The 25,354-nt window shown below is 52.6% G+C and carries 22 protein-coding genes and 2 pseudogenes; 13 read left to right on the forward strand and 11 right to left on the reverse strand.

The window, feature by feature from the left end; genetic code table 11:
• The coding region (locus CFERDRAFT_RS08395) for a SagB/ThcOx family dehydrogenase (RefSeq protein WP_006366789.1) at positions 1-671 on the forward strand (671 nt) is incomplete at its 5' end.
• A 1-nt stretch (position 672) separates the two neighbouring features.
• Here the strand turns inward: CFERDRAFT_RS08395 and CFERDRAFT_RS08400 are convergent.
• The 3 genes and pseudogenes from CFERDRAFT_RS08400 to CFERDRAFT_RS08410 form a co-directional block, all read right to left on the reverse strand.
• Positions 673-1,550, reverse strand: a pseudogene (locus tag CFERDRAFT_RS08400) (DUF2515 family protein).
• A gap of 253 nt (positions 1,551-1,803) precedes the next feature.
• Positions 1,804-2,499 carry a VIT1/CCC1 transporter family protein gene (locus CFERDRAFT_RS08405; RefSeq protein WP_006366791.1) on the reverse strand — a complete coding sequence of 232 codons (696 nt, stop codon included), beginning with the start codon at positions 2,497-2,499 and terminating at the stop codon, positions 1,804-1,806.
• 25 nt (positions 2,500-2,524) lie between these two features.
• A complete protein-coding gene (locus tag CFERDRAFT_RS08410; protein ID WP_198002410.1) occupies positions 2,525-3,358 on the reverse strand; it encodes a cyclase family protein in 834 nt (277 codons plus the stop codon).
• 217 nt (positions 3,359-3,575) lie between these two features.
• On the opposite strand from CFERDRAFT_RS08410, the gene CFERDRAFT_RS08420 reads away from it, so the two are divergent.
• Positions 3,576-4,139, forward strand: a complete 564-nt coding sequence (locus CFERDRAFT_RS08420) for a peptidylprolyl isomerase (protein WP_006366793.1) — start codon at positions 3,576-3,578, stop codon at positions 4,137-4,139.
• Positions 4,140-4,237: 98 nt separating this feature from the next.
• Here CFERDRAFT_RS08420 and CFERDRAFT_RS08425 read toward each other — a convergent pair whose 3' ends face one another.
• The 3 genes from CFERDRAFT_RS08425 to CFERDRAFT_RS08435 all read right to left on the reverse strand — a co-directional run bounded on the left by CFERDRAFT_RS08425 (position 4,238) and on the right by CFERDRAFT_RS08435 (position 5,458).
• Positions 4,238-4,486 carry a hypothetical protein gene (locus tag CFERDRAFT_RS08425; RefSeq protein WP_006366794.1) on the reverse strand — a complete coding sequence of 83 codons (249 nt, stop codon included), beginning with the start codon at positions 4,484-4,486 and terminating at the stop codon, positions 4,238-4,240.
• A gap of 67 nt (positions 4,487-4,553) precedes the next feature.
• Positions 4,554-4,949: a VOC family protein gene (locus CFERDRAFT_RS08430; RefSeq protein WP_006366795.1), complete on the reverse strand. Its 396-nt coding sequence runs from the start codon at positions 4,947-4,949 to the stop codon at positions 4,554-4,556.
• On the reverse strand, positions 4,946-5,458 hold the full coding sequence (locus CFERDRAFT_RS08435) for a pyridoxamine 5'-phosphate oxidase family protein (protein WP_006366796.1): 513 nt from the start codon (positions 5,456-5,458) through the stop codon (positions 4,946-4,948). Before CFERDRAFT_RS08435 ends, CFERDRAFT_RS08430 begins: the two co-directional genes overlap by 4 nt.
• A gap of 204 nt (positions 5,459-5,662) precedes the next feature.
• Between CFERDRAFT_RS08435 and CFERDRAFT_RS08440 the strand changes: the two genes are divergently transcribed.
• Positions 5,663-6,139: a hypothetical protein gene (locus CFERDRAFT_RS08440; protein WP_006366797.1), complete on the forward strand. Its 477-nt coding sequence runs from the start codon at positions 5,663-5,665 to the stop codon at positions 6,137-6,139.
• A 220-nt stretch (positions 6,140-6,359) separates the two neighbouring features.
• Positions 6,360-7,151: a sterol desaturase family protein gene (locus tag CFERDRAFT_RS08445; protein WP_040433551.1), complete on the forward strand. Its 792-nt coding sequence runs from the start codon at positions 6,360-6,362 to the stop codon at positions 7,149-7,151.
• Between the two features lie 5 nt (positions 7,152-7,156).
• Here the strand turns inward: CFERDRAFT_RS08445 and CFERDRAFT_RS08450 are convergent, their stop codons facing one another.
• From CFERDRAFT_RS08450 to CFERDRAFT_RS08460, 3 genes are all read right to left on the reverse strand, one after another.
• On the reverse strand, positions 7,157-7,621 hold the full coding sequence (locus CFERDRAFT_RS08450) for a rhodanese-like domain-containing protein (protein WP_006366799.1): 465 nt from the start codon (positions 7,619-7,621) through the stop codon (positions 7,157-7,159).
• Positions 7,608-8,267: a 3'-5' exonuclease gene (locus CFERDRAFT_RS08455; RefSeq protein WP_006366800.1), complete on the reverse strand. Its 660-nt coding sequence runs from the start codon at positions 8,265-8,267 to the stop codon at positions 7,608-7,610. The genes CFERDRAFT_RS08450 and CFERDRAFT_RS08455 overlap by 14 nt, the downstream gene beginning before the upstream one ends.
• Before the next feature lie 84 nt (positions 8,268-8,351).
• Entirely contained in the window at positions 8,352-9,314 is a 963-nt protein-coding gene (locus tag CFERDRAFT_RS08460) for a transposase (protein ID WP_006366801.1), read from the reverse strand.
• Between the two features lie 200 nt (positions 9,315-9,514).
• On the opposite strand from CFERDRAFT_RS08460, the gene CFERDRAFT_RS08465 reads away from it, so the two are divergent.
• On the forward strand, positions 9,515-10,267 hold the full coding sequence (locus CFERDRAFT_RS08465; protein ID WP_006366802.1) for a hypothetical protein: 753 nt from the start codon (positions 9,515-9,517) through the stop codon (positions 10,265-10,267).
• A gap of 224 nt (positions 10,268-10,491) precedes the next feature.
• On the opposite strand, the gene CFERDRAFT_RS08470 is transcribed toward CFERDRAFT_RS08465, so the two are convergent.
• Positions 10,492-10,941 (reverse strand): cupin domain-containing protein, encoded by a 450-nt coding sequence (locus CFERDRAFT_RS08470; protein WP_006366803.1) that lies wholly within the window; start codon positions 10,939-10,941, stop codon positions 10,492-10,494.
• A 223-nt stretch (positions 10,942-11,164) separates the two neighbouring features.
• Here CFERDRAFT_RS08470 and lipA point away from each other — a divergent pair, with 223 nt between their 5' ends.
• From lipA to CFERDRAFT_RS08515, 8 genes and pseudogenes are all read left to right on the forward strand, one after another.
• Entirely contained in the window at positions 11,165-12,064 is a 900-nt protein-coding gene (gene lipA, locus CFERDRAFT_RS08475) for a lipoyl synthase (protein ID WP_006366804.1), read from the forward strand.
• Positions 12,064-12,643, forward strand: a pseudogene (locus CFERDRAFT_RS08480) (hypothetical protein). Before lipA ends, CFERDRAFT_RS08480 begins: the two are co-directional and overlap by 1 nt.
• A gap of 424 nt (positions 12,644-13,067) precedes the next feature.
• Positions 13,068-13,769, forward strand: coding sequence for an SDR family oxidoreductase (locus CFERDRAFT_RS08485; RefSeq protein WP_006366806.1), 702 nt, complete (start codon positions 13,068-13,070; stop codon positions 13,767-13,769).
• Between the two features lie 520 nt (positions 13,770-14,289).
• Positions 14,290-15,228 carry a DNA glycosylase gene (locus CFERDRAFT_RS08490; RefSeq protein ID WP_156778044.1) on the forward strand — a complete coding sequence of 313 codons (939 nt, stop codon included), beginning with the start codon at positions 14,290-14,292 and terminating at the stop codon, positions 15,226-15,228.
• A gap of 67 nt (positions 15,229-15,295) precedes the next feature.
• Positions 15,296-16,189 (forward strand): SDR family oxidoreductase, encoded by an 894-nt coding sequence (locus CFERDRAFT_RS08495; protein WP_006366808.1) that lies wholly within the window; start codon positions 15,296-15,298, stop codon positions 16,187-16,189.
• Between the two features lie 518 nt (positions 16,190-16,707).
• Positions 16,708-19,800, forward strand: a complete 3,093-nt coding sequence (gene secA, locus CFERDRAFT_RS08505) for a preprotein translocase subunit SecA (RefSeq protein WP_006366809.1) — start codon at positions 16,708-16,710, stop codon at positions 19,798-19,800.
• 26 nt (positions 19,801-19,826) lie between these two features.
• Positions 19,827-22,109 (forward strand): phosphoribosylformylglycinamidine synthase subunit PurL, encoded by a 2,283-nt coding sequence (gene purL / locus CFERDRAFT_RS08510; protein ID WP_006366810.1) that lies wholly within the window; start codon positions 19,827-19,829, stop codon positions 22,107-22,109.
• A 52-nt stretch (positions 22,110-22,161) separates the two neighbouring features.
• A complete protein-coding gene (locus CFERDRAFT_RS08515; RefSeq protein ID WP_006366811.1) occupies positions 22,162-23,748 on the forward strand; it encodes a bifunctional ADP-dependent NAD(P)H-hydrate dehydratase/NAD(P)H-hydrate epimerase in 1,587 nt (528 codons plus the stop codon).
• A gap of 63 nt (positions 23,749-23,811) precedes the next feature.
• Here the strand turns inward: CFERDRAFT_RS08515 and CFERDRAFT_RS08520 are convergent, their stop codons facing one another.
• Positions 23,812-25,023, reverse strand: coding sequence for an LL-diaminopimelate aminotransferase (locus CFERDRAFT_RS08520; protein WP_006366812.1), 1,212 nt, complete (start codon positions 25,021-25,023; stop codon positions 23,812-23,814).
• Positions 25,024-25,354: the final 331 nt, after the last annotated feature.

The raw sequence follows: 25,354 nt of genomic DNA on the forward strand, positions 1-25,354 counted from the left end.
GCCGGATTCCACCCCCGCCGATTGAGAAACCCTGCGGGCAGGATGTTCATCCGATAGAGCTTCCGAAAATCGGGAGCCTGACGGATATCGGCAATATCGACCTCAAAACCGCTATCGGGCGCCGCGAAAGCTGCCGCACCTACAGCGATCTCCCCCTCTCCCTTGAGGAGCTCTCCTTCCTGCTCTGGGCTACCCAGGGAATAAAGCTCAAACTCGATGCAGGCCACGCCCTGAGGACGGTACCCTCAGCAGGATGCCGCCACGCTTTTGAAACCCTGCTCTGCATTTTGAACGTAACCGGTCTTGAAAAAGGGATCTACCGCTACCTGCCCGTTGAACACCAGCTCATCCTGGAAGAGCAGGTTGAACACCTGGAAGAGCGGGTAACGAGAGCCGCGCTCGGCCAGCCATTCCCCGGAGATGCCGCCGTCACCTTCATCTGGACAGTAATCCCCTATCGCATGGAGTGGCGATATGGTCTGGCCGCCCATAAAGTGATCGCCCTTGACGCCGGTCACGTCTGCCAGAACCTCTATCTGGCCTGCGAGGCAATAAACGCAGGAACCTGCGCCATTGCAGCCTATGACCAGGAGGTGATGGACCGGCTGCTGAATATTGACGGAGAGGAGGAGTTCACCATCTACCTTGCTCCGGTTGGAAAGAAACGGTAACTCAAGGTATTGCTGCGAACACTTCAAGCTCCCTTTTCAGGGGTGAACCTTCGCAGAAGGTGCACTCCATGCGCCTCCATGCCGGAAGCACATCATGCTCGATCCACTGCCAGCGGAGGCGGGAATCGGTGACACTTTTCATGCCGGTCAGGGTTTCGAAATAACCCGAATATGTTGAAAATGAGGCTCTGACTCCTCCGGAAAAATCAAGCTCGCTGCCGAAGGAGATTAAAATCCTCCCCTGCTGGCTGATAGCATCAAAAATCGCTGCAATGTCGAGATCTGTTCATGGGGCAACAAAAGCACATTGCCCTCCCAGATGAGCGCGCGGGCACGCTCTTCCTCAACTCCACGCTTGAGCAGTTGCTCTCCCTCATCAATCAGCCTGAAGCCCTCAAAGAGAAACTCCTGCTCCCTCGGTCCGCAGCATTTTTCCACTGCACCAAACCCGCTTTCGAGAAAAAGCGCATGGGCCCATCCGATATCGGTAAAGATATTGTTGTTACCGAGCCGCAGCTGATCAAGGTCGGCAAGAAAAAACTGCTGAGCGGCAGCCGAATGCATAAAGGATGGAATAAAAAGCAGGTTGTTCAAGCTGTTCTGCAACAGTTTACCCGCATCAAATGAGGAAAGGCCTCCTTCTTGCTCATCGGTGCTCTCTCTGTGCTCCGGAGCATGAAGCAGCTCGCAAACCCCAAGCGCCACACCGACCTGCCGCGAGGCAAAGGCCGCCATGCCGCTCCACTTGAAGAGCTCTGGCTTCTCAAGATACCAGCGGGCATAGTGCGCGGTGATGGCCCGGTTGCGATCCGCAATCCTGTCGAGCGGCGGCAGCCGGCGTTCAAGCAGTTCAATCCACTCCTCTTTTGATCGGGCCATAGCATTGCAGTCTGGTTCAATGAAGTATATGTTCTCTGCATTCTAAACAGAGAACCGGGCCGAATAATTTACCTCGCGGTAAAATCCGCAAAAAAATGAGTCCCGATAATTACGTGCTGCGCTATACCTCGTCATGAACGATTTGAGTGCGAGACCGACGGAGCGCAAAAACCGGAGTGTACTCAGAGTACATGAGGATTTTGAGCACCGGACCAACGAAGCAATCAGAGTGCGCAACCGATTTATCGATGAACTATACGACCGCTCCGAATATCCTTCCGACCCCCGCCGTCAACCCCATGGCAAGCGCACCCCAAAAGGCAACACGGAGTGCTCCTTTCAGAAGCGATGCCCCGCCTGCCCAGGCTGCCATTCCACCAAGAAAGAGCAGGGAAACAAGCGCGGTTGCGGAGGTAACTTCGGCAATCCAGGGTGAAGGGGCAAGCAGAGCTGCGCCTATCGGGATAACCGCACCGGCAACAAATGAGAGCGCGGAGGAGAGTGCCGCCTGGATCGGCCGTGCCCGCAGGGTATCGGTAATGCCGAGCTCATCACGTGCATGTGCTCCGAGAGCATCCTTCTGCATCAGGCTCACCGCTACGCGCAGTGCGAGCGGCTCTTCAAGTCCGCGACTCACATAGATAGCGGTCAGCTCCTCCAGTTCATGCTCCGGATCCTCCGCCAGCTCGCGCTTTTCGCGCGCAATATCGGCCTCCTCGGTGTCGGCCTGGGACTGCACCGATACATACTCCCCCGCTGCCATTGACATGGCTCCGGCGACAAGACCCGCTACCCCTGTCAGCAAAATACTCTGTTCGGAGGAACCTGCAGCAGCTACGCCTATCAAGAGACTTGCTGTCGAGATGGTGCCGTCATTTGCCCCAAGCACTGCAGCGCGAAGCCAGCCGATTCGATCCGAGCGGTGTGACTCCCTGTGAATAAATGACATAGTCAAGATCTCCTGTTATTCCTGTTTACGGCAATAGTGCAAAAATTCGGGCAGGTGAGCCGGTGCCATCCTTTATCAGCATCGGTATAACATAGAGCATTGCCCCCTTTTCGGGCAGTCTGTCAAGAGCGGCAATATTTTCAATCGCGAGTTTATCGGCCTCAAAACAGATCCGGTGCACCTTAAACTCCTTTGAGTCGCCGGGATCAATGCTCGGGGTATCGAGCCCTATCCCCTTGATATTACGCGCTTTGACAAGAAACGTAGCGACCTCGGGCGAAAAGCCCGGAAAGTTCAGTTCCGAAAGAGCCGCCGCTCCTGTTTTCAGGGTTCCAAGCACCAGTTTCCGGTCGGGATAGTATTTCGTATCAATGCCGGTGTACATGAGCACCCATGCATGCTCCGGCAGGCGGCCATGTTTGGCCTCCCATTGCAAAACATCGTTTACCGTCAGCCGGTAAGCTCTGTTCTTCATACATGCGGCAACAACATCAATTTTAACCGCCGGTCCGATCCATTCGTCAAGCGCAATACGGTCAATGGTCCGGCCTTTTTCCGCAAAATGTATGGGGGCATCAACATGGGTGCCGCCGTGCTCGGCAGCTCCATAGTTATTGGAGGCATACCACCACCCGCCCGGAGTAACCTTCCACTCCAGTTTGGTCAGGCTAAAGGGTTCGGCGGTCGGCCAGTAGATGGTGTTTTCGTCAAACGGATAGGTCATGTCAAGCAGTTTTTCACCCGAAGGCGCAGCCGCATGAGGTGACGCGGCAGAGGGAGTTCCCCCAAGCAGCATGAGTGAAAAAAGAACCGGTAGTGTATACTTCCTGAAAGCGCTGAAATTGATTATAGTCATCATCTCCTCCCTGTTTAGCCGTTCAGCCGGAAACTGCACTGTACGTGCAAGTTACAAAAATGAGATCGGAGAATCTCATGCCGAGCACTTCTCAACAGACCTCCCCGCAATGCTCCGCTCACCGGTCATCAACCGTACACTTGCAATTTTACTTTGCATCTCTCTGCATTCATGCTATTATTCAACAAACATACGCAGCCAAAACTAACCACTGCCCATAATGAACCGACCATTGCGAACCCTTGCCCTCATGTTCGGGCTTCTTGCCACCCTGCTCCCTCTCTCCGTTTACGGTGCACCGGCACTGGATCGCGCAAACACCATCTACCTTGACCTTCCCGCCGGCCGGGTTGTCATCCGATTGCTTCCCGATCTCGCCCCCCGCCATGTAGCGCGCATCAAGGAGCTGACCCGTAAAGGGTTTTATGACGCTCTCTCCTTCCACCGCGTTATTCCCGGATTTATGGCCCAGACCGGTGACCCGCAGGGCGACGGGTCAGGCGGTTCCGGACAGCAGCTTAAAGCGGAATTTTCTCGACAGCAGCATATCCGTGGCACCGTCTCGATGGCCCGCGCTTCTGATCCGAACAGCGGCGACAGCCAGTTTTTCATCTGCTTTGCACCGGCACCCTTCCTCGACGGGCAGTACACAATCTGGGGGCAGGTTGTATCAGGAATGGAGTTTGTCGACAAGGTCAGGGCCGGTTCACAATTCAATAATGGCATGGTCTCCAATCCCACCAGAATCGTGCGGATGAGGGTCGCCCCGGATGTTAAACCGTGAGTTTGAGTAATGGGAAAGGAACTTGCGGGATGAAGCCGTGAGAGCAATCGAAAAGCTTGTGACCCGGAGGGATGGGTGTGCTCTCTTTCTTTGTGGCCTTACTCTACGGCGATATAATCAGTTGTTTTTGACGGGTCCTCAATTACCGGCAGTCCGAAAAACAGCTCCACTCCGCCAACACGCTTTGGCGCAGTCACCTTCTTGCTGAAATCGTCCCGTATCCGCTTCATCAGTTCAGGATGAACCGTTACGGATACGGGATTTTTGATGGCACGGAATCCATAAAACATTGCGGCTATAATCTTTTCACGAAAAAAATCTCCACCCACCTCATACGTTGTTTCCATTTTCCCTTCAATGTTGGTTACAAAAACTTTTCTTCATTCACGACTGAATGAGCCGGTCAGCTCACCCTTATGTAAAGTATTTCCTGAACTCCTCGTCCGGTTCACGATCTGAATAGATATAGAGGGAGATGCCGTTGGGGTCCTTGACAACAAAACCCCGATCACCCCAGGGATGGTCTTCGAGCGGAACAACCACATGCAGCCCTGCCTGTGTCAGACGCAAGTGCTCCTCATCAACGTCATCCACCATAAAGTTGTAGATAAGTCCCGCACCACTGCTCAGCTCGTGCTCCGGCTTCACGGGCGCCATGAACTGCAGGGTTGAAACCGGTGAACCGAACTCAAGGATTACATACCAGCCACAATCAAAGGTAACTCTTGCCCCGAAATATCGGAGATAAAAATCCCGCGTCTCCTCTACGCGGCTGGTGGTAAAGGCCGCTGACACTCTATTAGCTCTCATTTTTTCTCCCCGGCTGCACTCCATATCTGCCTTGCGGCATACCCCTCAAGTTTGAGCCCCATGGAGAGCATCTCTATACGGTCGGGTATCACCTCAATCATCTTGCCGAACCAGTGTTCAGCCCACGCCTGGGGACGACCAAAAAGTTTGAACGCCTCACTGAAACCGGCATCCTCCCTGCTGATCAGCCTTGCATGGCCGCTTATCTGCAGGCCGGTGATATCCTCTATCTCATCGGAGAACTCCGCTTTCGGGTCGAAGATACCAACGCTGACGTCCGGGTTTTGCATGATGTTGCCGAGCTTGAGGCCCGGTTCGCCGGCCATGTAGAGGGTGAACCCCTTCGAGCGGAAAAGAATAGGTGTTGAACGCGGCTCATTGTCACGGCTGGTCGAAAGCACGCAGAGACGCCGGGAGGCGAGAAAGTTCAGGATACGCGCTTCAAGCTCTCCCTGCGCAAGCAGTCTTTCGACTTTTTTCGTAAAGATTTCGGGAACCTGTTCACTCATCTCCGCTCCTCGGTTGTGAAGGTTGAAAATACCTCTCCTCTATCATAAAGATCAGCAAATTCCGCGATTATACGCAAGGCTTTTTAGCTCCGCTCCCGGATGAGGAGCTCTGATATTTGAACATACGCCCTGCACCCCGTACATTGGTTATACATGACTCTTTGCAATAGGGCACGCTATGAACGTTAATCAAGGAGAAGATCCATGAGTAAGAACGCTAACACGGAGTTACTTGAATCCGCCAGAAAGAAGTTTGCGAGATTCAGGGAGCTCAGCAATGAGTTCGGAGAGGAGATGGCATGGGAAACGATGCTCGAAGGGTTCCCCGAGCTGCAGAAGGAGCGCATGGGCCCGCTGCTTGCACTGCCGACCCTCATCGAAGGCTTCCGGAAATCCATCCCCATCTTCAATGCAATCGGCATGGATATGGTGGCCGTGGACATCTCAAACCGGGGTATCGATGCCGCCCTTGAAATCCAGAAGGTCTGCCCCTATCTGGAAGCAGGCAATGAGTTCGGGTTTGATATACCCTGCCATGTGATCTGCGAGCTTGATATGGAGGCGACCCGCAGGGCTTTCCCGGAAATGGAGGGAGAAATTCTGAGCCGGCAGGCATACGGCAGCCCGGTCTGCATCTTCAAGTACGAACGTCCGGCAAAAAAGAGTGCAGAAGCAGGCTGACCTTCAATCCGGCAACCAACCACCTCAAGTTCTCCTCCTGGTGGGGGGAAAATCGTCGGGAATCACTATAAATCGTCAAGAGCGATTTGAGTGAGCGGGCGAATGATGCGCAGAAACCGGAATGTACACTGAGTACTTGAGGATTTCGAGCACCGCTCAACGAAGCAATCAGATTGCGTAATAGATTTATTGGGATGCCCTTATTTCAATCATGAACAGCATGGGAGAACTCTTTTCCTTATCCGACCTCCGCACACTCTCATACGGCACCACCATTGCCTGCGGAGTGCTCTTCTGGATCATCGAAGGGCTCAAGCCCTTCTTCTCCACTGTGCAGAAGCGAGGCCTCCATGCCAGGCTCAACCTTTCAATAGCCGCCCTGAATCTCTTGATCCTGCTCCCTTCGGGTATCCTCATGGCCTTCATGCTGGAGTGGTCGAATAGCCTCTGGCCGGGAATCGGGATGCTGAACCTCCCGCCCGCTCCCGAAGCGATCCTGATCATCCTGCTTATCGACCTCTGGATGTACCTCTGGCATCGTCTTAACCATGAAACAAGAGTGCTCTGGCGCTTCCACTCCGTACACCACAGCGATGCCACCCTCGATGTTACGTCAAGCTGGCGCTTCCACTGGATGGAGATCCTCTTCTCGGAGCTGCTGCGCCTCCCCCTCTTCATGCTGATGGGGGCGGGTATCGAACACCTGCTGCTCTACTCGCTCTTCATGACACCGGTCATTGAGTTCCACCACAGCAACCTCTCCATTCCGCCCGCACTGGATCGAGTCGCCCGGTTCATCATCCCCTCCCCCATGATGCACCGCCTGCATCATTCGAAGCTCATGAGCGAACACAACACCAACTACGGCAGCATGCTCTCCTTCTGGGACCGACTCTTCGGGACCTTTCTCTTTAAAGAGAATCTCGACGATCTTCAGATCGGACTCGACGGTGAAAGCGACTCCCGGAATCAGCAGCTCTTCGCCCTGCTCCAAAGGCCGTTCCGTTCGTAGCAAGGCTACCTGCGGCGTTCAACCATCATACCCCAAATCGGATCGTAGCGGTGGATATCGTCCGTCACGCCTTCTGCATTGACGACCGGACGGCCCTCGTTATACCAGCGAAAGATGCCGCCGCTGAGGTTGCGCCAGCTGCCGGCCCCCGCCTTGGCGCAAGCACTCTCCACCCGTTCGAGCAGATCCGAACTGCGCTGGCCGACCGAACAGTAAACGATAAGGTCGCGCCCTTTTAGAAGTGAACCGTAACGTGCGGTAAAGTCATCCTGAGAGGTATCCGGATTGATAGGGAGAGCGCCCGCAATATGACTCACTTCATACTCCTCTGCGGTGCGGGTGTCAAACAGTAACGGCGGATCCGCTCCGGCAAGCATAGCCGCAAGTTCATAGCTCTTCAGGTGTTCCACCCGGTGTGTCCGCTCGATCAGGGTGATGGCTCTGTCGAGCAGCCAGTCAGGCGCGAACATCCCCGCCCTCCTCTCCTGTTTTCACAGCAGCCAGGTTGGTAAGATACCGGTGCGTATAGAGTTTATCAACCCTTGAGAGTTCACACAGCTGGTCAAAGAAAACTGTCGGCATGCCGTATTGCCGGCGAATCCGCTCGATCATGGAGAGCCACAATTGTGCGGTCATCTCGGCATCTGCCAGTGCGCGGTGAAACACGCCGGTCTGCCTGATGCCCGCGTGCGAAACGAGCGTCTGCAGTCTGTGGTTCGGAGAGTCCTGATAAATCCTTCTTGAGACAAGCAGAGAGCAGCAGCAGGAGCCTTCATAGGCACGTTTCGCCCGCTTGAGCTCGAAATCAAGAAAACGGCGGTCGAATGCGGCATTATGTGCAACGATATTCCGTCCGGCTATGAACTCTGAAAACTCGGCCATCACCTCTTCACAACAGGGCTGGCCTTTGAGCATCTCATTGGTGATACCGGTATAGCCTTCGATAAACTGGCTTATCCGGAAACCGGGATTCATCAGCTTCTGAAAACGCCCGACAATCTCCCCCTCCTCAAGCAGCACCGCACCGATCTCGATAGCCCGGTCACCATACTCCGGTGACAATCCTGTCGTCTCGAAATCGAGCACCACAACACTCTCCGCCAGTTTTCGCTGCATTGCACATTTTTTATTTTTAAGGGACGTAAGTGACGGAGGTAACAAATCAAAAGAACAACGAAATTTGGCCCAAAACCCGGCAAGTCAGCGTCGCATCATCTGGCTCACGCCTGCCCTTGAAATCCCCAGCATTCGGGCTACATCTGCATGCGACAATCCGAATTCGATAACCAGGTTCATCGAAAGCTCCCTTCGCAAAGCAGAATACGCTCTGCTTCGACTCCCTCCCTGCAGGGCATCGATCGACAGTCCCCTTTCTTTACACTGCTGTTCGATCAACTCATGAGCATCTGCCTGCCTCATCCTCATCGGCATCATCTCCTTTTGTTCATCACCTACCTCTCCGAGCACCTCTTCTACGAACGCTCCACTGCCAAGTATCCGCTCGTCGCTGAACCGACGCTCTCCCCGTTTTCTCATCGACAGCACTTCAGACCAACCGCCTGCTGAACGCACCAATCCGCCCCCCGTCAACTCTGACTGTCGACCAAGCTGGATTTGTTCCCGAACAAACTCAAGATAGAGCTTCCGCGCTCTCCCTGCTGCACTGCCAAACTGTTGTAAAACATATTCCGTATCCTGCCAGGGATATTTGGCCAATCCCATAAGCGACTTATGGCCGCTCCACGGATACCGATCAAGCTCTTCCAGAGAATGGACCAATCCGGCTCGCAAGGGGTTCAGATGAATATAACTCACCAGCTTGACGAAATAGGGCTCTTCTTCGCAGAGTATCGACTTGTAGCGATTCTGGAACAGATGGCCCGATCGATTATGCCTCTTGTTGAACGATACCGAATACCCCGTCAGCACCTTTCGCATGAAGGTCGGTAATCCCGACGATCCGCTTCTGAGCAACAGATGCGCATGATTGGTCATCAGCGACCAGGCATATATCACTGTTCCTGTTTTTTCTGCTGCTTTGCCAATCCGGTATAATAGATCCTGTCGGTCTTGTTCATCAAATACAATAGCCGTCCGCTCAATTCCGCGAACCATCACATGATGCAACGATCCCGGCGCATCCAGTCTCGCTCCTCTTGGCATGGGTAACTCTCCTTTACGGGTTCACTCAAAACGACTGCCAATGACTGCTCCTTTCCACGAAGATAGGAAATGATTTATTAATTACCTCTGTCACTTACGTCCCCTAATCCATGAACGGAGAGATGTTTTTGGCTGTTTGTTTAATGGTGCGAGATATTCGGGGTTGTTTGGTTCCGATTTAAATAACGTAGCGGGTGTTCATGTTGAAAAAACTGTTTATCAACAAGGTGTGGACGGTGTCTGCGCTTTTCGCCATCTCGGTGGCTCTTTATGGTATTGACTTCAGCATTTTCGGCAACCTGAGGGAGATATCTGCCAGCTTTCTCGGCAATCTTGCCTTCCTGCCAATTTACATCATTGTCGTCACGCTCCTCTTCGAAAAGGTGCTCAGGGAGAGGGAGCGCCAGTCAGTCATGAGAAAACTGAACATGGTTATCGGCGTCTTTTTCAGTGAATTCGGCAACTTCCTGCTCAAAGAGTTGTCGGTACACGCGGCCGGAAGCGAGGAACTGAAAAACCGCCTGCGTATGACAGGCTCATGGAAAAAACAGGATTTTGACGCGGCACTCGACTATCTGCGCCAAAACAACCAGAGGATCAGCATCGATAGTGACGCTCTCACCTCGCTGAAGCAGTTCATGTCCGGAAAACGGAGCTTCCTGCTGAGTCTGCTGGAAAACCAGAATCTGTTTGAGCATGAAAATTTTACTGACCTTCTCTGGGCAGTGTTTCATCTCACCGAAGAGCTCAAGGCCCGGGAGTCGTTCGATCGTATGCCTCCGAGCGACAAAGAGCACCTCAATGGCGATGTAAAGCGGGTTTTCGGTCATCTGATCCGGGAATGGATCCTCTATATGCAGCATCTCAAGGAGGATTACCCCTATCTATTCTCTCTGGCGGTTCGTCTCAATCCCATGATCGACTCGCCGGATCCGGTGGTATATCAGGAGTGAGCACCGCACGTCGTTGATTTCGCCGGACAGATTCATCTTCAAGAGGAAAAGAGAAGAGAATGGCGGGAAAACCAATACTTGAAATGCTTTGTGCTGAACCCGGCAAGATCATGGCCCGAATAAAAAACCGGAACAGCCTTCAATCGGTGATTTTTCCTGTTTTTCAGGAGAGGCCGTTACGGTAATCAGTACTGATTTTTGAAGGGCTTGCAACGCTTGCTGCGTTATGGGGCTGACGGAGCGGCGGCAGGCTCCTCCTTGATTACGTTCGGCAGGCCCGCTGCACCGGTATAGAATACAGCAAGCGTGACCGGTTCAGGGCCGGAGTTGGTGCCGTTGTGAAAGGTATTGACCACTTCGACAAGCGCATCTCCCTTGTTGAAGGTAAAGGTTCTGCCGTCTTTTAACGCAACCGTAAGCCTCCCTTCGAGCACATAGGCGTAAACCGGCACCGGGTGTTTGTGCCATCCGGTTGAACCTCCTGGAGGGATGCGTACCGTGAGAGCGGTAACCTCGGGGTTTTTGCTTTTAAGGTATCTGATCTTCTCGCCGCTGGTTGTCGTTTTGGTGGCGGTGAGAAGCTTTTTCACCTCCACATTCTGGTATTCCGCCGCATGCAGCGCCCCGACATGCATGAAGAAAAGCACAACCGACATCATCAGGTATCTCTGCATTCTCACTCTCCCCTGTTCAGTTCATGTTCCGCTGCACATCACCCGAATAACCCGCAGTGCAGTGGCAGATATTTGGTAAAAAATAAAATAAATATACAATCATCAGGTATGAGCAGCAATAAAATCAGTAAAACGATAATCCTGAATGCATGGAAAGATGTTGGGGAGTGAAAGAATTTCCGGATTATCTATATTGCACGATTACAATCTATTGAAGGAAGTTATGGAACGACTGGGCGCGGGCAAAAAGCCGGAGTGGCTGAAAATCAGGATGGCTTCAGGGGCATCGTTTGCCTCGACACGTCAGCTGCTGAACCGCCACAGCCTCAACACGGTCTGCCGGTCGGCACTCTGCCCGAACCTGCAGGAGTGCTGGTCGAGAGGCACCGCAACCTTTCTGCTCCTTGGCAATATCTGTACACGCGCCTGCCGCTTCTGCGCGGTCGGCACGGCCGCAGAACCGCCATCCCCCGACCCTCTTGAACCGGAGAATATCGCCATGGCGGTTGAATCCATGCGCCTCAAACACGTTGTACTCACCAGTGTTACCCGTGATGACCTCCCTGACGGAGGGGCCGGGCACTGGGTAGCAACCATAAGGGCAATACGCGCAGTCAAACCTTCGCTCACCATAGAGTGCCTTATCCCCGATTTTGAGGGGAATGAGTATTCGCTTGACCTGGTTATGGCTGAGGCTCCGGAGGTGCTGAACCACAACATTGAAACCGTCCCTTCGCTCTACTGCAAAGTGCGACCGCAGGCAAGTTACAGCCGCTCACTGGAGCTCTTGCAGCGGGCAAAAGAGGAGTTCGGCCTCACAACCAAGTCAGGGCTGATGGTCGGTATGGGTGAAAGTGCCGATGAGTTGGCAACCGCTCTCGGGGACCTTGTCAGCCACGGGTGCGATATGGTCACCATCGGCCAGTATCTTCAGCCCTCTCAGGCCCATCTGCCGGTCGAGCGCTATGTTACTCCCGTGGAGTTTGAAGCCTACAGGGTGGTCGCTGAAAAGGCAGGGTTCCGCCATGTACAGTCCGGCCCCTTTGTGCGCAGCTCCTATCATGCCGAAGCATTCAGCAATACCATCGAAGCTCTCCCCCAACCCTTAACCTCTACTGAGTAATGGAACTATCGGTACCGATAATGATCTATGCCTACTGGGCCTTTGCGCTTCTGGTCGGATTTCTGTTTTTCAAAAAGGATATCCTTGCCTTCAACCGCGAGTTCGACACCCGGAGGATAGCGCTGCTCGGGGCCGTCACTCCTGATCATAGCCATTAATGCCTGGGTCTACTCCCACTCCACTACCGACGGGGGGCGCGCGATTGATCCCCTGACTGTGCTGGTGTTCAGCATCGGTAACGGCATTGCCGAGACCTTCATGTTTTATGCTGTCTTTCAGCTCGGTGCCGTGCTTACAGGAAAGGTTACACAAAACCCGTGGGCCATATTCCTTGTCGGTTTCTTCTGCTTTATGGCCTACAGCGGCCTGATTCACGGCCTCTTCTGGATCAATATCCTCCCTGAGCATGTGGTACAGACGAGCCCCTACAAGCCCTTTTTCATGCCGGTTCAGCTCCTTATCGCCTCAAGCTGGGCACTCGCCTTTTTCTGGTACCGCGACATCAGAACCGTCATCTTCCTGCACGCTCTGGTAGATTTGACAATGGTCCTGAATGTGAGGTTTTCGCTCTTTAACTGAAATGAAAACATAGGCTTATGTTTTCATTTCATCCCGAACCAACGCAGTTGTGTGAGGGATCTCAACCTGAAACGCTGAAAATCTCTCTCTTCGTTCGACATGACACGCACAAGAGAGTAGACAGAAGTTGACGAAATGGTAAGAATTGGAGAACTTGAAATTTAAACTGCTCACGACAATTCAAAGAGGTATCTGAACAGGGGAACCATCAGGAGATGCCTCTCGTTGTTCGCCATGACACTCTTTGAAGAGATTTTGGATTCTGAATTCCGTTTTTTGGATTGAAATTGCAGGCGCGATCACAACCGAGCGGGTTTCTCCGGTTGAGGAAGGGTGAAGGGTGCCAATCCTCTTCGTCGTTGCACTCCCTGAAGTCGTCTTAGTCCTTTTCTTTTAGACAAAAAACCATACAAACTACCTGAACATGAGTGCATTCAAGGGCAGTGTACTGGTAGCCGGAGCTACCGGAAGAACCGGGGAGTGGGTAGTGAAGCGCCTTCAGGCTCACGGCATCGCGTTTCGGCTCTTTGTGCGCTCTGGCGAAAAAGCAATAAGGCTTTTCGGGCCTGAAATCATTGACCGGCTGACCATCGGCTCGGTGGAGCATCCCGCTGAAATCAGGGCTGCGGTTCGCAATGCGTCCGCAGTTATCTCCGCTATCGGAGGAAATGTAACCGATCCGGCTGCACCCCCACCCTCGGCAATCGACCGCGACGGCATCATCAACCTTGCAACCATAGCTAAAGAGGAGGATGTAAGGCACTTTATTCTTGTCAGCTCTCTCAGTGTTACCAAGCCTGATCATCCCCTGAACAAATATGGTCAGGTTCTCTCCATGAAACTCGAAGCTGAAAACGAGGTACGCAGACTCTACTCCGAACCGGGCTTTACCTATACCATTCTCAGGCCCGGAGGGCTGCTTGACGGAGCACCGCTTCAGCATAATCTACTGTTTGATACCGGCGACAACATCACCACCGGAGTTATCCAGAGAAGCGATGTTGCAGAGGTTGCCGTCCTCTCTCTCTTCACCCCTGAAGCCCATAATCTGACCTTTGAACTCATCGAGAAAGAGGAAGTTTCGCTTGCCTCACTCGCACCATTTTTCAAGCAGATTCACTCCTGAACACACGAAGCCGAACCGGATATCCTCGTACAGGGAGCTCCCCCAACGAGCAAAAGTTACCAGGTTCAAATGCTCTATAATCTGACAGTAACCGGATTCATATCAGCTCATAAAATATTATCAAACAATAACAGTTGGCGCAATAACCACACAATACATCTACATTAAAAACAAATAAATATACCTATGCACGACGTATTTATTCAGATTATTCTTTTTTTAAACACAGCTCATCTTTAACGGTTTTTATAATTAAACCACCAATAGATATCAATTTTATCAGATCACACAACTACTTACAATCATTATCAATCAAAATCACCAACACAATATCGTAACATCACATAAAAAACTATAAACCCGTTATGATCACACAAAACAAGAGCCAACACGCAATAGACAAACTTTATATAAACATGTTTATGTTGTTTCATTACAATTGTTTATATATACTTTGGACATAAATTTTATCATGCGTGAGACAGTTCATTTTTACAACTCATAACGCCGACTATATACATTGAAAATAAGAACAGTAATACACACTAGCAGTATTATAAACATTAGCGATAGCCTCTTTAGCGGCCAATCTTTTTTATGGGATTCCGTTGATTCCATGCCGGATTACTTTTACTCATTAGTCGATTCTACACCGATATTGTTAAAACAGTTAACGGTTTGCTCTTTTGAGGTTATTTCTGAATCTGAAAAAATTAACGGGCGTTCAATATCCGAATATATACGCGATTACCTGACGCTTGATATCGACATAAACCGGCTTTTTCCTTCCGGTTTTTCAGAGCACTATCCCGAGCTTTGGAAATTGCTCTCCGGATATTTTTCACTCCGGATTTTGCGACAGGATTTTTTTGAGACGCTGATCACCTTCATGTGTGCCCAGGGCATCGGCATGCATCTGATCAGAAAACAGGTCACCATGCTTTGCCATACTTTTGGAGAGAAACGAAGCATCCTTTTCAACGGAAAATCGATTACCCTCTACAGCTTCCCCACTCCCCTATCTCTTGCCGAGGCTGATATCGTTATGCTCAGCCGCTGCACCAACAACAACCGGATCAGGGCGACAAATATCTCCCGTGCCGCCCGGTCGTTTATGGACGGTGCCCTTGATCCCGAACTTCTCCGCAACCCGCACCTTCCCCTTCCGGAACTCCGCAGCATGCTTTGCAGAAACCCCGGTATCGGCTACAAGATCGCCGACTGCATTGCACTCTTCGGTCTTGGCCGTTTTGATGCCTTCCCTGTTGACACCCATGTCAAACAGTATCTTGCGTACTGGTTCCATAGCTCAAATGCACTCAAACCCCTGAGTCCGGTGCGCTATCTTGAACTTGATTGTGAAGCCCGCACCATTCTCAATCCTGATATGGCAGGATATGCCGGACATCTGCTTTTTCACTGCTGGCGGAGGGAGATAAAAAAACTGAGAACGTTTTAGTCGACTGAACACTTGTTTTTATGGGCAGAGTTATCAATGACAATCTTTAAACAGGAGCAGAAGCATCATGAGTGCTGCAAAAAGAGTACTGATCGCCGGCGCATCCGGATATCTCGGCAGATACGCTGTCAGTGAGTTCAGTAAACGGGGCTACAGGATCCGCGCACTGGTAAGAAACCCTGAGAAGATCAAAACCGCAGGCCCTCATGGCGAACCGGCAATCTATGATCTGGTTGACGAGATTGTGATTGGTGATGTGACTGATCCTGCAACTATTGAAGGTGTATGCAACGGTGTCGATATTGTCTTTTCCGCTCTCGGCCTTACGGCGCCCGATCCGAAACTCACAAGCTACGATGTTGATCACCTCGGCAACGGTCGCATTCTTGAGCAGGCTATCGGCCAGAAGGTGTCAAGGTTTATTTATGTATCGGTTTTCAACCAGGATAAAATGCCTGAGATTCCGACCATAAAGGCGCATGAGCGCTTTGTTGCCGACCTGAAGGCTTCGGGTCTATCCTGGGCGGTCATTCGTCCGAACGGCTATTTTTCCGATATGGGCAGATTCTTTTCGATGGCCCGCAGCGGGCACCTCTTCATGGTGGGTGAGGGGGAGAAAAAAATCAACCCGATCCACGGTGCTGATCTGGCGGTTGTCTGTGCCGATGCCGCTGATGGCGAGTGCCGGGAAATCCCCGTCGGAGGCCCTGATATCTATACCTTCAGAGCGGTTATGGAGATGGCGTTCCATGCATGCGGAAAATCCCCATGGATCACCTCAATGCCGATGTGGCTGGCCGAAGGCTCACTCATGGTTACAGGGCTCTTTAACCGCAATCTGGCGGATCTGCTCTCTTTTGCTGTGGAGGCACTCAAATTCGACCATGTCGCACCCGCCTACGGATCACACCATCTCAAGGATTTTTTTGCCGGGCTGGCCTCGGCAGGAAAGCATGACTGAAGAGGAACAAACGAGAAGAAAGTGGACGGGGTGGACGAAGAAATGGTGGACAGAAGTAGACTCAGTGGACAGGATTGAAAGAGATTATGAATTCTGAATTAAAAAGAAAGCTGTTTGACCACAAAACAGACGGAAAGAAATTGAAGAACGTGGACGGGGTGGACGAAGAAATGGTGGACAAAATGGACTCAGTGGACAGGATTACGTTTACAAATCCGCTGAGTCCTTGCAGGCTCAAGCCTGTGTGTTTAACTTTGGAGGAATGAACAGGTATGCTTTGTCTCTGCTTCCCTGCCGTCTCTGAACTCCTTTTGATTGTTTTTTTAATTAACAGGAACCCGGTTTCGCCAGCGCTGTGGCTGCCGTTTCAGCTCTTTTTCCTTCCCTTTTTTTTTAGTTGCAACCCGCTTTTTTCTCAATAGCTAATTCAATACCTTAAGGAACGAAAGGATATAGCGAAAAGTGCGTTGTTTCCCCTTTCTGATCAATGAAATTCAAGAGCGAACAAAACCCCGTACATGTTGAAAATTTTTGAAAAGATCTTCGGCTCAAAGCACGACAAGGATATCAAAAAAATCCAGCCCGTTATCACCCGTATCAATGAACTCTATACCTCCCTGAACCCGCTGAGTGACGATCAGCTCAAAGAGAAGGGCCGGGAGCTGAAAAAGAGGGTGCGCGCGGTTCTTGAGCCGATCGAGCTCGAGAAAAAAAATCTCTTTCTGCAGCTTGACAATAGCGACATCACCCTTGAAGAGGCTGATGCAATCAATGACAAGCTTGATGCTCTTGATGAAGCGTATGAAAAAGCAACCGCAACCGTGCTTGATGAGGTGCTGCCGGAAACCTTTGCACTGGTCAAAGAGACGTGCAAGCGACTCAAAGGCCATGTCTATTCGGTTGTCGGACGCGAGTTCACCTGGGATATGGTGCCTTACGATGTTCAGCTGATCGGCGGAATGGTGCTCCATTCCGGCAAAATCTCCGAAATGGCTACCGGTGAAGGCAAAACCCTCGTCTCCACGCTTCCGGTCTTTCTCAATGCCCTTACCGGACGTGGTGTCCATGTTGTTACGGTCAATGACTACCTTGCCCAGAGGGACAAGGAGTGGATGAGCCCGGTTTTTGAATTTCACGGCATTACGGTAGGTGTTATTCTCAACACCATGTTCCCGGAACAGCGCAGGGAGCAGTACCACTGTGACATCACCTACGGTACGAACAACGAATTCGGATTTGACTATCTGCGCGACAACATGGCCGGAACCCCGGACGAGATGGTGCAGCGGAAGTTCTACTTTGCCATTGTTGATGAGGTGGACAGCGTACTGATTGATGAGGCCAGAACTCCGCTCATCATATCCGGTCCGGTTCCCAATGCCGACAACAGCAAGTTCCAGGAGATCAAGCCATGGATTGAACTTTTGGTTCGTGCCCAGCAGCAACTGGTGGGATCATACCTCTCGGAAGCCGAAAAGGTGTTGAAAACAAAACCCGGCGACAGTGATGCTGGTCTTGCCCTTCTGCGTGTAAAGCGCGGACAGCCAAAAAACTCCCGATTCATCAAGATGCTCTCCCAGCAGGGTGTAGCCAAACTGGTGCAGGGTACCGAGAACGAATATCTCAAGGACAATGCAAGCCGGATGCAGGAGGTTGACGATGAGCTCTACTTCGCTGTTGACGAAAAGGCCGGTACGATTGATCTGACCGACAAGGGACGGGAATTTCTGAGCAAACTGAGCCATCAGGACAGCGATATCTTTATGTTGCCCGATGTCGGCACCGAGGTTGCAGCGGTTGAATCCGATGCAGCGGTCAGCACCGCAGAGAAGGTGCATAAAAAGGATGCCATCTACCGCCTCTACGCTGACCGCTCCGAACGGCTGCATAATATCAGCCAGCTTCTGAAAGCCTACTCGCTCTTTGAACGCGACGATGAATATGTGGTACAGAACGGTCAGGTGATGATTGTCGATGAGTTCACCGGTCGTATCCTGGCCGGCCGCCGGTACAGCGACGGACTGCACCAGGCAATTGAAGCCAAGGAGAATGTGAAGATTGAAGGTGAAACACAGACCATGGCGACAGTCACCATCCAGAACTTTTTCCGCCTCTACAAGAAGCTTGCCGGTATGACCGGTACGGCTGAGACCGAAGCCTCGGAGTTTTACGAAATCTACAAGCTCGATGTTGTTGTTATTCCGACCAACACCGCCATTGTCCGGAAGGATTCGGACGATCTGGTCTATAAAACCCGGCGTGAAAAGTACAACGCCGTGGTGCTGAAGGTTGAGGAGCTGCAGAAAAAGGGGCAGCCGGTACTGGTTGGCACCACCAGTGTGGATGTGTCGGAGACCATCTCACGCATGCTTCGTGCCAAAAAAATCCCCCACAATGTCCTGAACGCCAAACAGAATGACCGTGAAGCTGACATTGTCGCCGAAGCCGGGCAGAGAGGTGCGGTGACCATTGCCACCAACATGGCCGGACGTGGTACCGATATCAAGCTCGGTGCGGGCGTAAAGGAGCTTGGCGGGCTCTTCATTCTCGGTTCCGAACGCCATGAGTCACGACGCATTGACCGTCAGCTCCGTGGCCGTGCCGGTCGGCAGGGAGATCCGGGCGAATCGGTCTTTTTTGTCTCCCTTGAGGATGAACTGATGCGTCTCTTCGGTTCCGACCGGGTTATTTCGGTGATGGATCGCCTCGGCCACGAGGAGGGTGATGTAATTGAACACTCCATGATCACCAAATCGATTGAACGGGCCCAGAAGAAGGTTGAGGAGCAGAACTTTGCCATCCGCAAACGGTTGCTTGAGTATGATGATGTTCTCAACCAGCAGCGCGAGGTGATTTACTCCCGCCGCAGAAACGGCCTTGTCAAGGAGCGCCTGACCAGTGACATCCTCGACCTCCTGAAGGATTACTGCGAGACGGTCATCAAAAATCATCACCGCCATTTTGATGTTGCTGCGCTTGAGGAGGAGGTGATGCGCGAGCTCTCCATCGAGTTCAAGCCCGATCGTGACGAGTTTGAACGTGACGGTATTGAGATCACAGCCGGAAAGCTCTACGACGCAGCCCTGGCCTTCTACCGCCGAAAGGAGGAGGCGATGGCGGAGGAGATCATGCAGCAGATCGAGAAGTATGCCGTTCTCTCCGTTATCGACCAGAAGTGGCGAGAGCACCTGCGCGAGATCGACTCGCTGCGCGAGGGCATCAATCTGCGCGCCTACGGCCAGAAAGACCCGCTTCTCGAGTACAAGCAGGAGGCTTACAAGCTCTTTATCGAAATGCTTCGTGAGATCGAACTTGAAACCCTCTCGCTTGCCTTCAAGCTCTTCCCCATCAATCCGGATGAGGCGCGGGAAATTGAAGAGCGCCAGCGGCAGGCCGCCGGAAATCTTGACCGGCTTGTGGCACAGCATGATGAGGCCCAGAGCGTCTACACCGCATCATACGAAATTGAGCCGGGTACCGGCGTTGCAGGTGAAGAACCTCACGAAAGTCTTCAGCAGCCGGTTGTAGTCGATAAAAAACCGGGCAGAAATGACCTCTGCCCCTGCGGAAGCGGAAAGAAATATAAAAACTGTCACGGCCAGCAGCCCTGACCCCCAGATAACGTTTACCGGTAACCATGAAACACACTGAACTGGACGTCACCCATGCTCTTGCTGAAGAACATGGACTCAATGCTGAAGAGTACGGCAAAATATGCACCATTCTCGGAAGAACCCCTACCTTTACCGAACTGGGAATCTTCTCGGTCATGTGGTCGGAACACTGCAGCTATAAAAACTCCATAGCAGTACTTAAAACCCTTCCAAGGGAGGGCGGGGCCCTGCTTACGAGCGCCGGCGAGGAGAATGCCGGTCTGGTCGATATCGGCGACAACCTTGCCGTTGCCTTTAAAATCGAGTCACACAACCACCCCTCCGCCGTGGAGCCCTACCAGGGCGCCGCTACCGGTGTCGGGGGGATTCACCGCGATATTTTCACCATGGGAGCCCGGCCGGTCGCCTCGCTCAACTCGCTCCGGTTCGGCTCGCCCAAAGACCCGCATGTCCGCTATCTGGTAGACGGCGTGGTGCGCGGTATCGGTGATTACGGTAACTCCTTCGGTGTACCGACGGTCGGCGGAGAGATCTATTTTGAAGAGGGATACACCGGCAATCCGCTGGTCAATGCCATGTCGGTCGGTATTGTCGAGCACCACAAAACCGTCAGTGCAACCGCTCTCGGAGAGGGCAATCCTGTGCTGATCGTCGGGTCATCAACCGGACGGGATGGCATCCACGGCGCAACCTTTGCATCGGAAGATCTGAGTGAGGCATCGGAAGACAAGCGTCCGAGCGTTCAGGTCGGCGATCCTTTTGCTGAAAAGCTGCTGCTTGAAGCCACTCTTGAAGCCATTGCCACCGGCTATGTAGTCGGCCTGCAGGATATGGGTGCGGCGGGCATCACCAGCTCCACCTCCGAGATGAGCGCACGGGGCATTGAAAAGACCGGTTCCGGCGGCATCGAGATCGATCTGGACCTTGTACCGATCCGTGAGGCCGGAATGAGCGCCTACGAGATCATGCTCTCCGAGTCTCAGGAGCGGATGCTGATTGTGGCCGAAAAAGGGTTTGAAGAGAAGATTATCGAGGTCTACCGCAAATGGGATGTTCTGGCGATTGTAATCGGCCGCGTCACCAGTGACAACCTGCTTCGTGTCAGCCAGCATGGCAAAGTGGTCGCGGAAATTCCGGCTGAATCGCTCGTTCTGGGAGGCGGAGCACCGGTCTATATCCGTGAGGCCGTTGAAAAGAGGCCCGACACAGCGGCGGCAAAGCTTCAGGATGACAAAAATTTAGACTTCCGCGCGCTCACCCTTGAACTGCTTTCGCGCCCCAATATCGCAAGCAAACAGTGGGTCTACCATCAGTATGACTCCATGGTGCAGACCAATACCGTTACGCCGGTCGGCCATACCGATGCGGCAGTGATCCGCATCAAGGGCACAAAGAAGGCGCTGGCAATGAAAACAGACTGCAACGCCCGCTATGTCTACCTCAACCCCGCAAAAGGAGGCCGGATAGCTGTTGCCGAATGCGCCAGAAACATCGCCTGTTCGGGTGCCAAACCGCTGGCCATCACCAACTGCCTGAACTTCGGAAACCCCTACAAACCCGAAGTTTACTTCCAGTTCAAGACATCGGTTGAGGGGATGGGCGAAGCATGCCGGGTATTCAACACTCCGGTTACCGGAGGCAATGTGAGTTTCTATAACGAATCATCCATCGGCGGCGTACGTACAGCCATCTACCCGACTCCGACCATCGGCATGATCGGTCTGCTTGATGATATCGACAACCTTGTCGGCTCCACCTTCACCCATCAGGGCGATGCCATCCTGCTGCTTGGAGAGCCTGATCTCACGCTTGAGGGTTCAGAGTACCTGGTCATGCAGTACGGAACTCCCGGTGAGGATGCTCCCCCGGTTGATCTGCAGCATGAAAAAAAGGTGCAGGAGCTGCTTGTAGCGCTTGCTGCCGGAAAACTGGTGCACTCCGCACACGACATCTCCGACGGCGGTCTGTTTGTTGCCCTGGCTGAAAAAGCGATTATGAATGAAGAGGCGCCGCTCGGCTTCAGCGTAAATATTGAAGCGGCTGAAACAAGTCCGGTCCGGATTCAGAGGGCACTCTTCTCCGAGGCACAGGGTCGGGTACTTTTAAGTATCGCGCCCGAGAAGGCCAAAGAGGTTATCAGTGAGGCGGTAAAACATCAGGTGCCGGTGCGCGTTATCGGAAAGGTAGTGCCCGGAACTGCAACCATAGCCGTGAACGGCCAGGAGATCCTGCACTTCACCACCGCAGAACTTGCCGGAGCCTACTACCATTCGCTGGAGCATGCGCTGCACCTCGACGAACTTTAGGATTACGGACAATCAAGAGAGCTGACCTTTAAACAAGAAAAGGAGACCTGTTATGCTGCCAGTTCTGACTGCTCTTGAGATGCAAAAAGCCGACAGGAAGGCAATCGAAGAGCTCCATATCGGCGAAACCCGTCTTATGGAGCTGGCCGGTCGGGAATGTCTCCGCATGATCTCAGAAACCCTCCAGAGAGACTCCCTTGCCGGAACATCCTTTCTGGTGGTGGCCGGCAAAGGCAACAACGGCGGGGACGGTTTTGTACTTGCCCGCCATCTGCTCAACCTTGACGCTTCGGTCGATCTCATCCTGCTCTATCCGGAATCCCTGCTGAGCGGCATCAACCGGGAAGGGCTTGCAATTCTCAAAGCCTACGAAACCTTCGATACTCCCCTGCGCATCTTTCACAGCCTTGAGGAGGCCCTGCCGTTTGCCGCAGAGGGGTCCTACGACGCCCTTGTTGACGCCATCACCGGAACCGGACTGCGCCTTGAGGCCGGGTCAATGGAGCTTGCTGCTCCCCTCTCTTCAGGTATAGAGCTTCTCAACGCACTCCGCATAGAGAGCGGGGCTCCTGTTATAGCCGTTGATATTCCTTCCGGGCTTGACGCAACGACAGGCATAGCGGCAACGCCGGTTGTCGTGGCAGATGCGACCGTTACCATGGCATTTCTGAAAACCGGCTTTTTCCTGAACGAGGGGCCGGAGTGCTCGGGAGAGCTCCATGTTGCGGAGATCTCCATCCCCGGCTTTCTTGCTGAACGCGCCTGCGCACGGCTTACAGACAAGGAGTTCGCCGCCGAACAGTTCATACTCAGAGAGCCATCAAGTGCCAAACACACCAATGGCCGGGTGCTGATCATTGCCGGTTCACAGAGTACAGAGAGCTCCATGCTCGGTGCGGCAATTCTGGCCGCCAGGGGTGCGCTTAAAACCGGGGCGGGATATGTCGCGATCAGCATGCCGCTTGCGCTTGCCGGAGCCATGCACACTGCTCTGCCGGAAGTTGTGGTCATCGGAAGGGATATGGACTCAATTGCCGAAAAAGCCCGCTGGGCGGACGCAATCCTTGTGGGTTGCGGAATCGGCCGGGACCGGGATGCGATCGAGTTGCTGGGGAAACTGCTCGAAAGTGATGCGCTCACTGCAAAGAAGCTCATTCTTGATGCAGACGCCCTCTATGCTCTCTCGGTAATCGGCACTGAGTCTCTCCTGAACCTCTCCGGTGAGGTGCTGCTGACACCGCACTACGGCGAACTCAGCCGTCTCTGTGGACTTTCCGCAGAAGAGATTGCCCGCAATCCCATTGAGACCGCAAAAGCCGTTGCCACAAGTTTCGGGGTAAACCTCCTGCTTAAAGGGAGTCCCACAGTCATTGCCAATCCGGAAGGTTCGGTACTCGTGAATACAAGCGGCACAGAAGCCCTTGCAACTGCGGGCACTGGAGATCTGCTTGCGGGCATTATTGCCGCCCTTGCAGCCAAAGGCGCTGATCTCTTCAACGCTGCGGCTGCCGGAGCATGGTTCCACGGTCGTGCCGGAGACCTTGCCGGAGATATTGCCAGCCTGGTCTCGGCGGGTATGGTCGCAGATGCGATTCAGCTCGCTATAGGAGAGATTTTCGAACTGGAGCGTGAAGAGTAACGCACGGGCACCGCTATAAATCTGTTACTCGCTTCGATTTTATAGGAGGTGCCCATCTGACGTTCACATTTCAGGCGTTCGAAGAAACTTCTTGATGTTGCGGGCGGCCTGGCGGATGCGCTCTTCGTTCTCAATCATCGCCACACGTACATACTCATCACCATAGGCACCGAACCCGATGCCGGGACTGACGGCAACCTTGGCCTCCATCAACAGCTTCTTGCTGAATTCAAGGCTTCCAAGGTGACGGAAGGGCTCGGGAATGTGAGCCCAGACAAACATGCTCGCACGCGGAGAGACAACCGGCCAGCCCGCATTTTCAAAGCTTTTCACTAAAACGTCACGCCGCTTGCGATAGACTTCGCTGATCTCGTGCACACAGCTCTGGTCTCCGGTGAGGGCGATGGTTGAGGCGACCTGGATGGGGGTAAAGGTGCCATAGTCGAGCCAGCTCTTGATCTTTTCAAGCGCCCCGATCAGTTTGGCATTGCCGACCATAAAGCCGACACGCCACCCGGCCATATTGTAGGTTTTCGACAGGGTATAGCTCTCGACCGCCACATCCTTGGCTCCCGGAACCTGCAGAATAGAAGGGGTGACATAGCCGTCGTAGGTCAATTCAGCATAGGCAATATCACTGATAATGTAGAAACGCTCCTGGCGGGCAATATCGACCAGCTTTTCATAGAAAGGAAGTTCTACGGTTGCCGTTGTCGGATTGTTCGGAAAATTAACCACAAGAAATTTCGGCTTCGGAGATGATTCGCGCAGCGCTTTTTCAATGTTGCGAAAAAAGCCCGCCTCATCAAGCGTCAGATCATCGTTCAGTTCAAGTTTCAGACGGTGCACATTGCCGCCGGCAAGAATAAATGCCTGGGAGTGGATCGGATAACAGGGGTCAGGCACCATAGCCAGATCGCCGGGATTGGTGATTGCCTGGACAAGGTGGACATAACCTTCCTTGGAGCCCATCGTGGCAACAACTTCACGATCAAGATCGAGATCAACATTGTACTTCTGCCTGTACCAGGTTCCTACCGCTCCGCGGAGCTTGTAGATCCCTTTTGAGACCGAATAGCCGTGTGTCCGTGGTTTATTGATGCTCTCGACAAGCTTGTCCACAATATGCTGCGGAGTGGGGCCGTCAGGATTACCCATGGAAAAATCGATAACATCCTCACCCGCACGCCGTTCTGCCATCTTCAGCTCATTGACCGCAGCAAAAACATATTTCGGAAGTCGTTTGATCTTGTCAAACTCTATTTCGTCGAACATAGGCTTGTCAAAAAATAATTCATGATACAAAAAGGAAATATCACTGTTATCATAAGCAAAAAGAGTATCATATCAATGCGCTCTGAATATTTTTCACCCTTCACTTGTCTCTCTGCTCTCCATGCAGCAGTACGGATAAAAAAAATAGTCCCTTGACATGATTTAGGGATTTTTTTTGTCCGCTTTTTTGTACTATAGAAGATATAACGGAAACTGTTATACTACGGATTCTGTTTTTAACAATTGTTACTGGCGCTTTACCAAAACCCGTTTACCGTAGTTCTTTTACACATAGTGAAAAGTGATGGCTGCATGGAATAAAACAGGCATA

Source organism: Chlorobium ferrooxidans DSM 13031 (assembly GCF_000168715.1).
GTDB lineage: Bacteria > Bacteroidota > Chlorobiia > Chlorobiales > Chlorobiaceae > Chlorobium > Chlorobium ferrooxidans.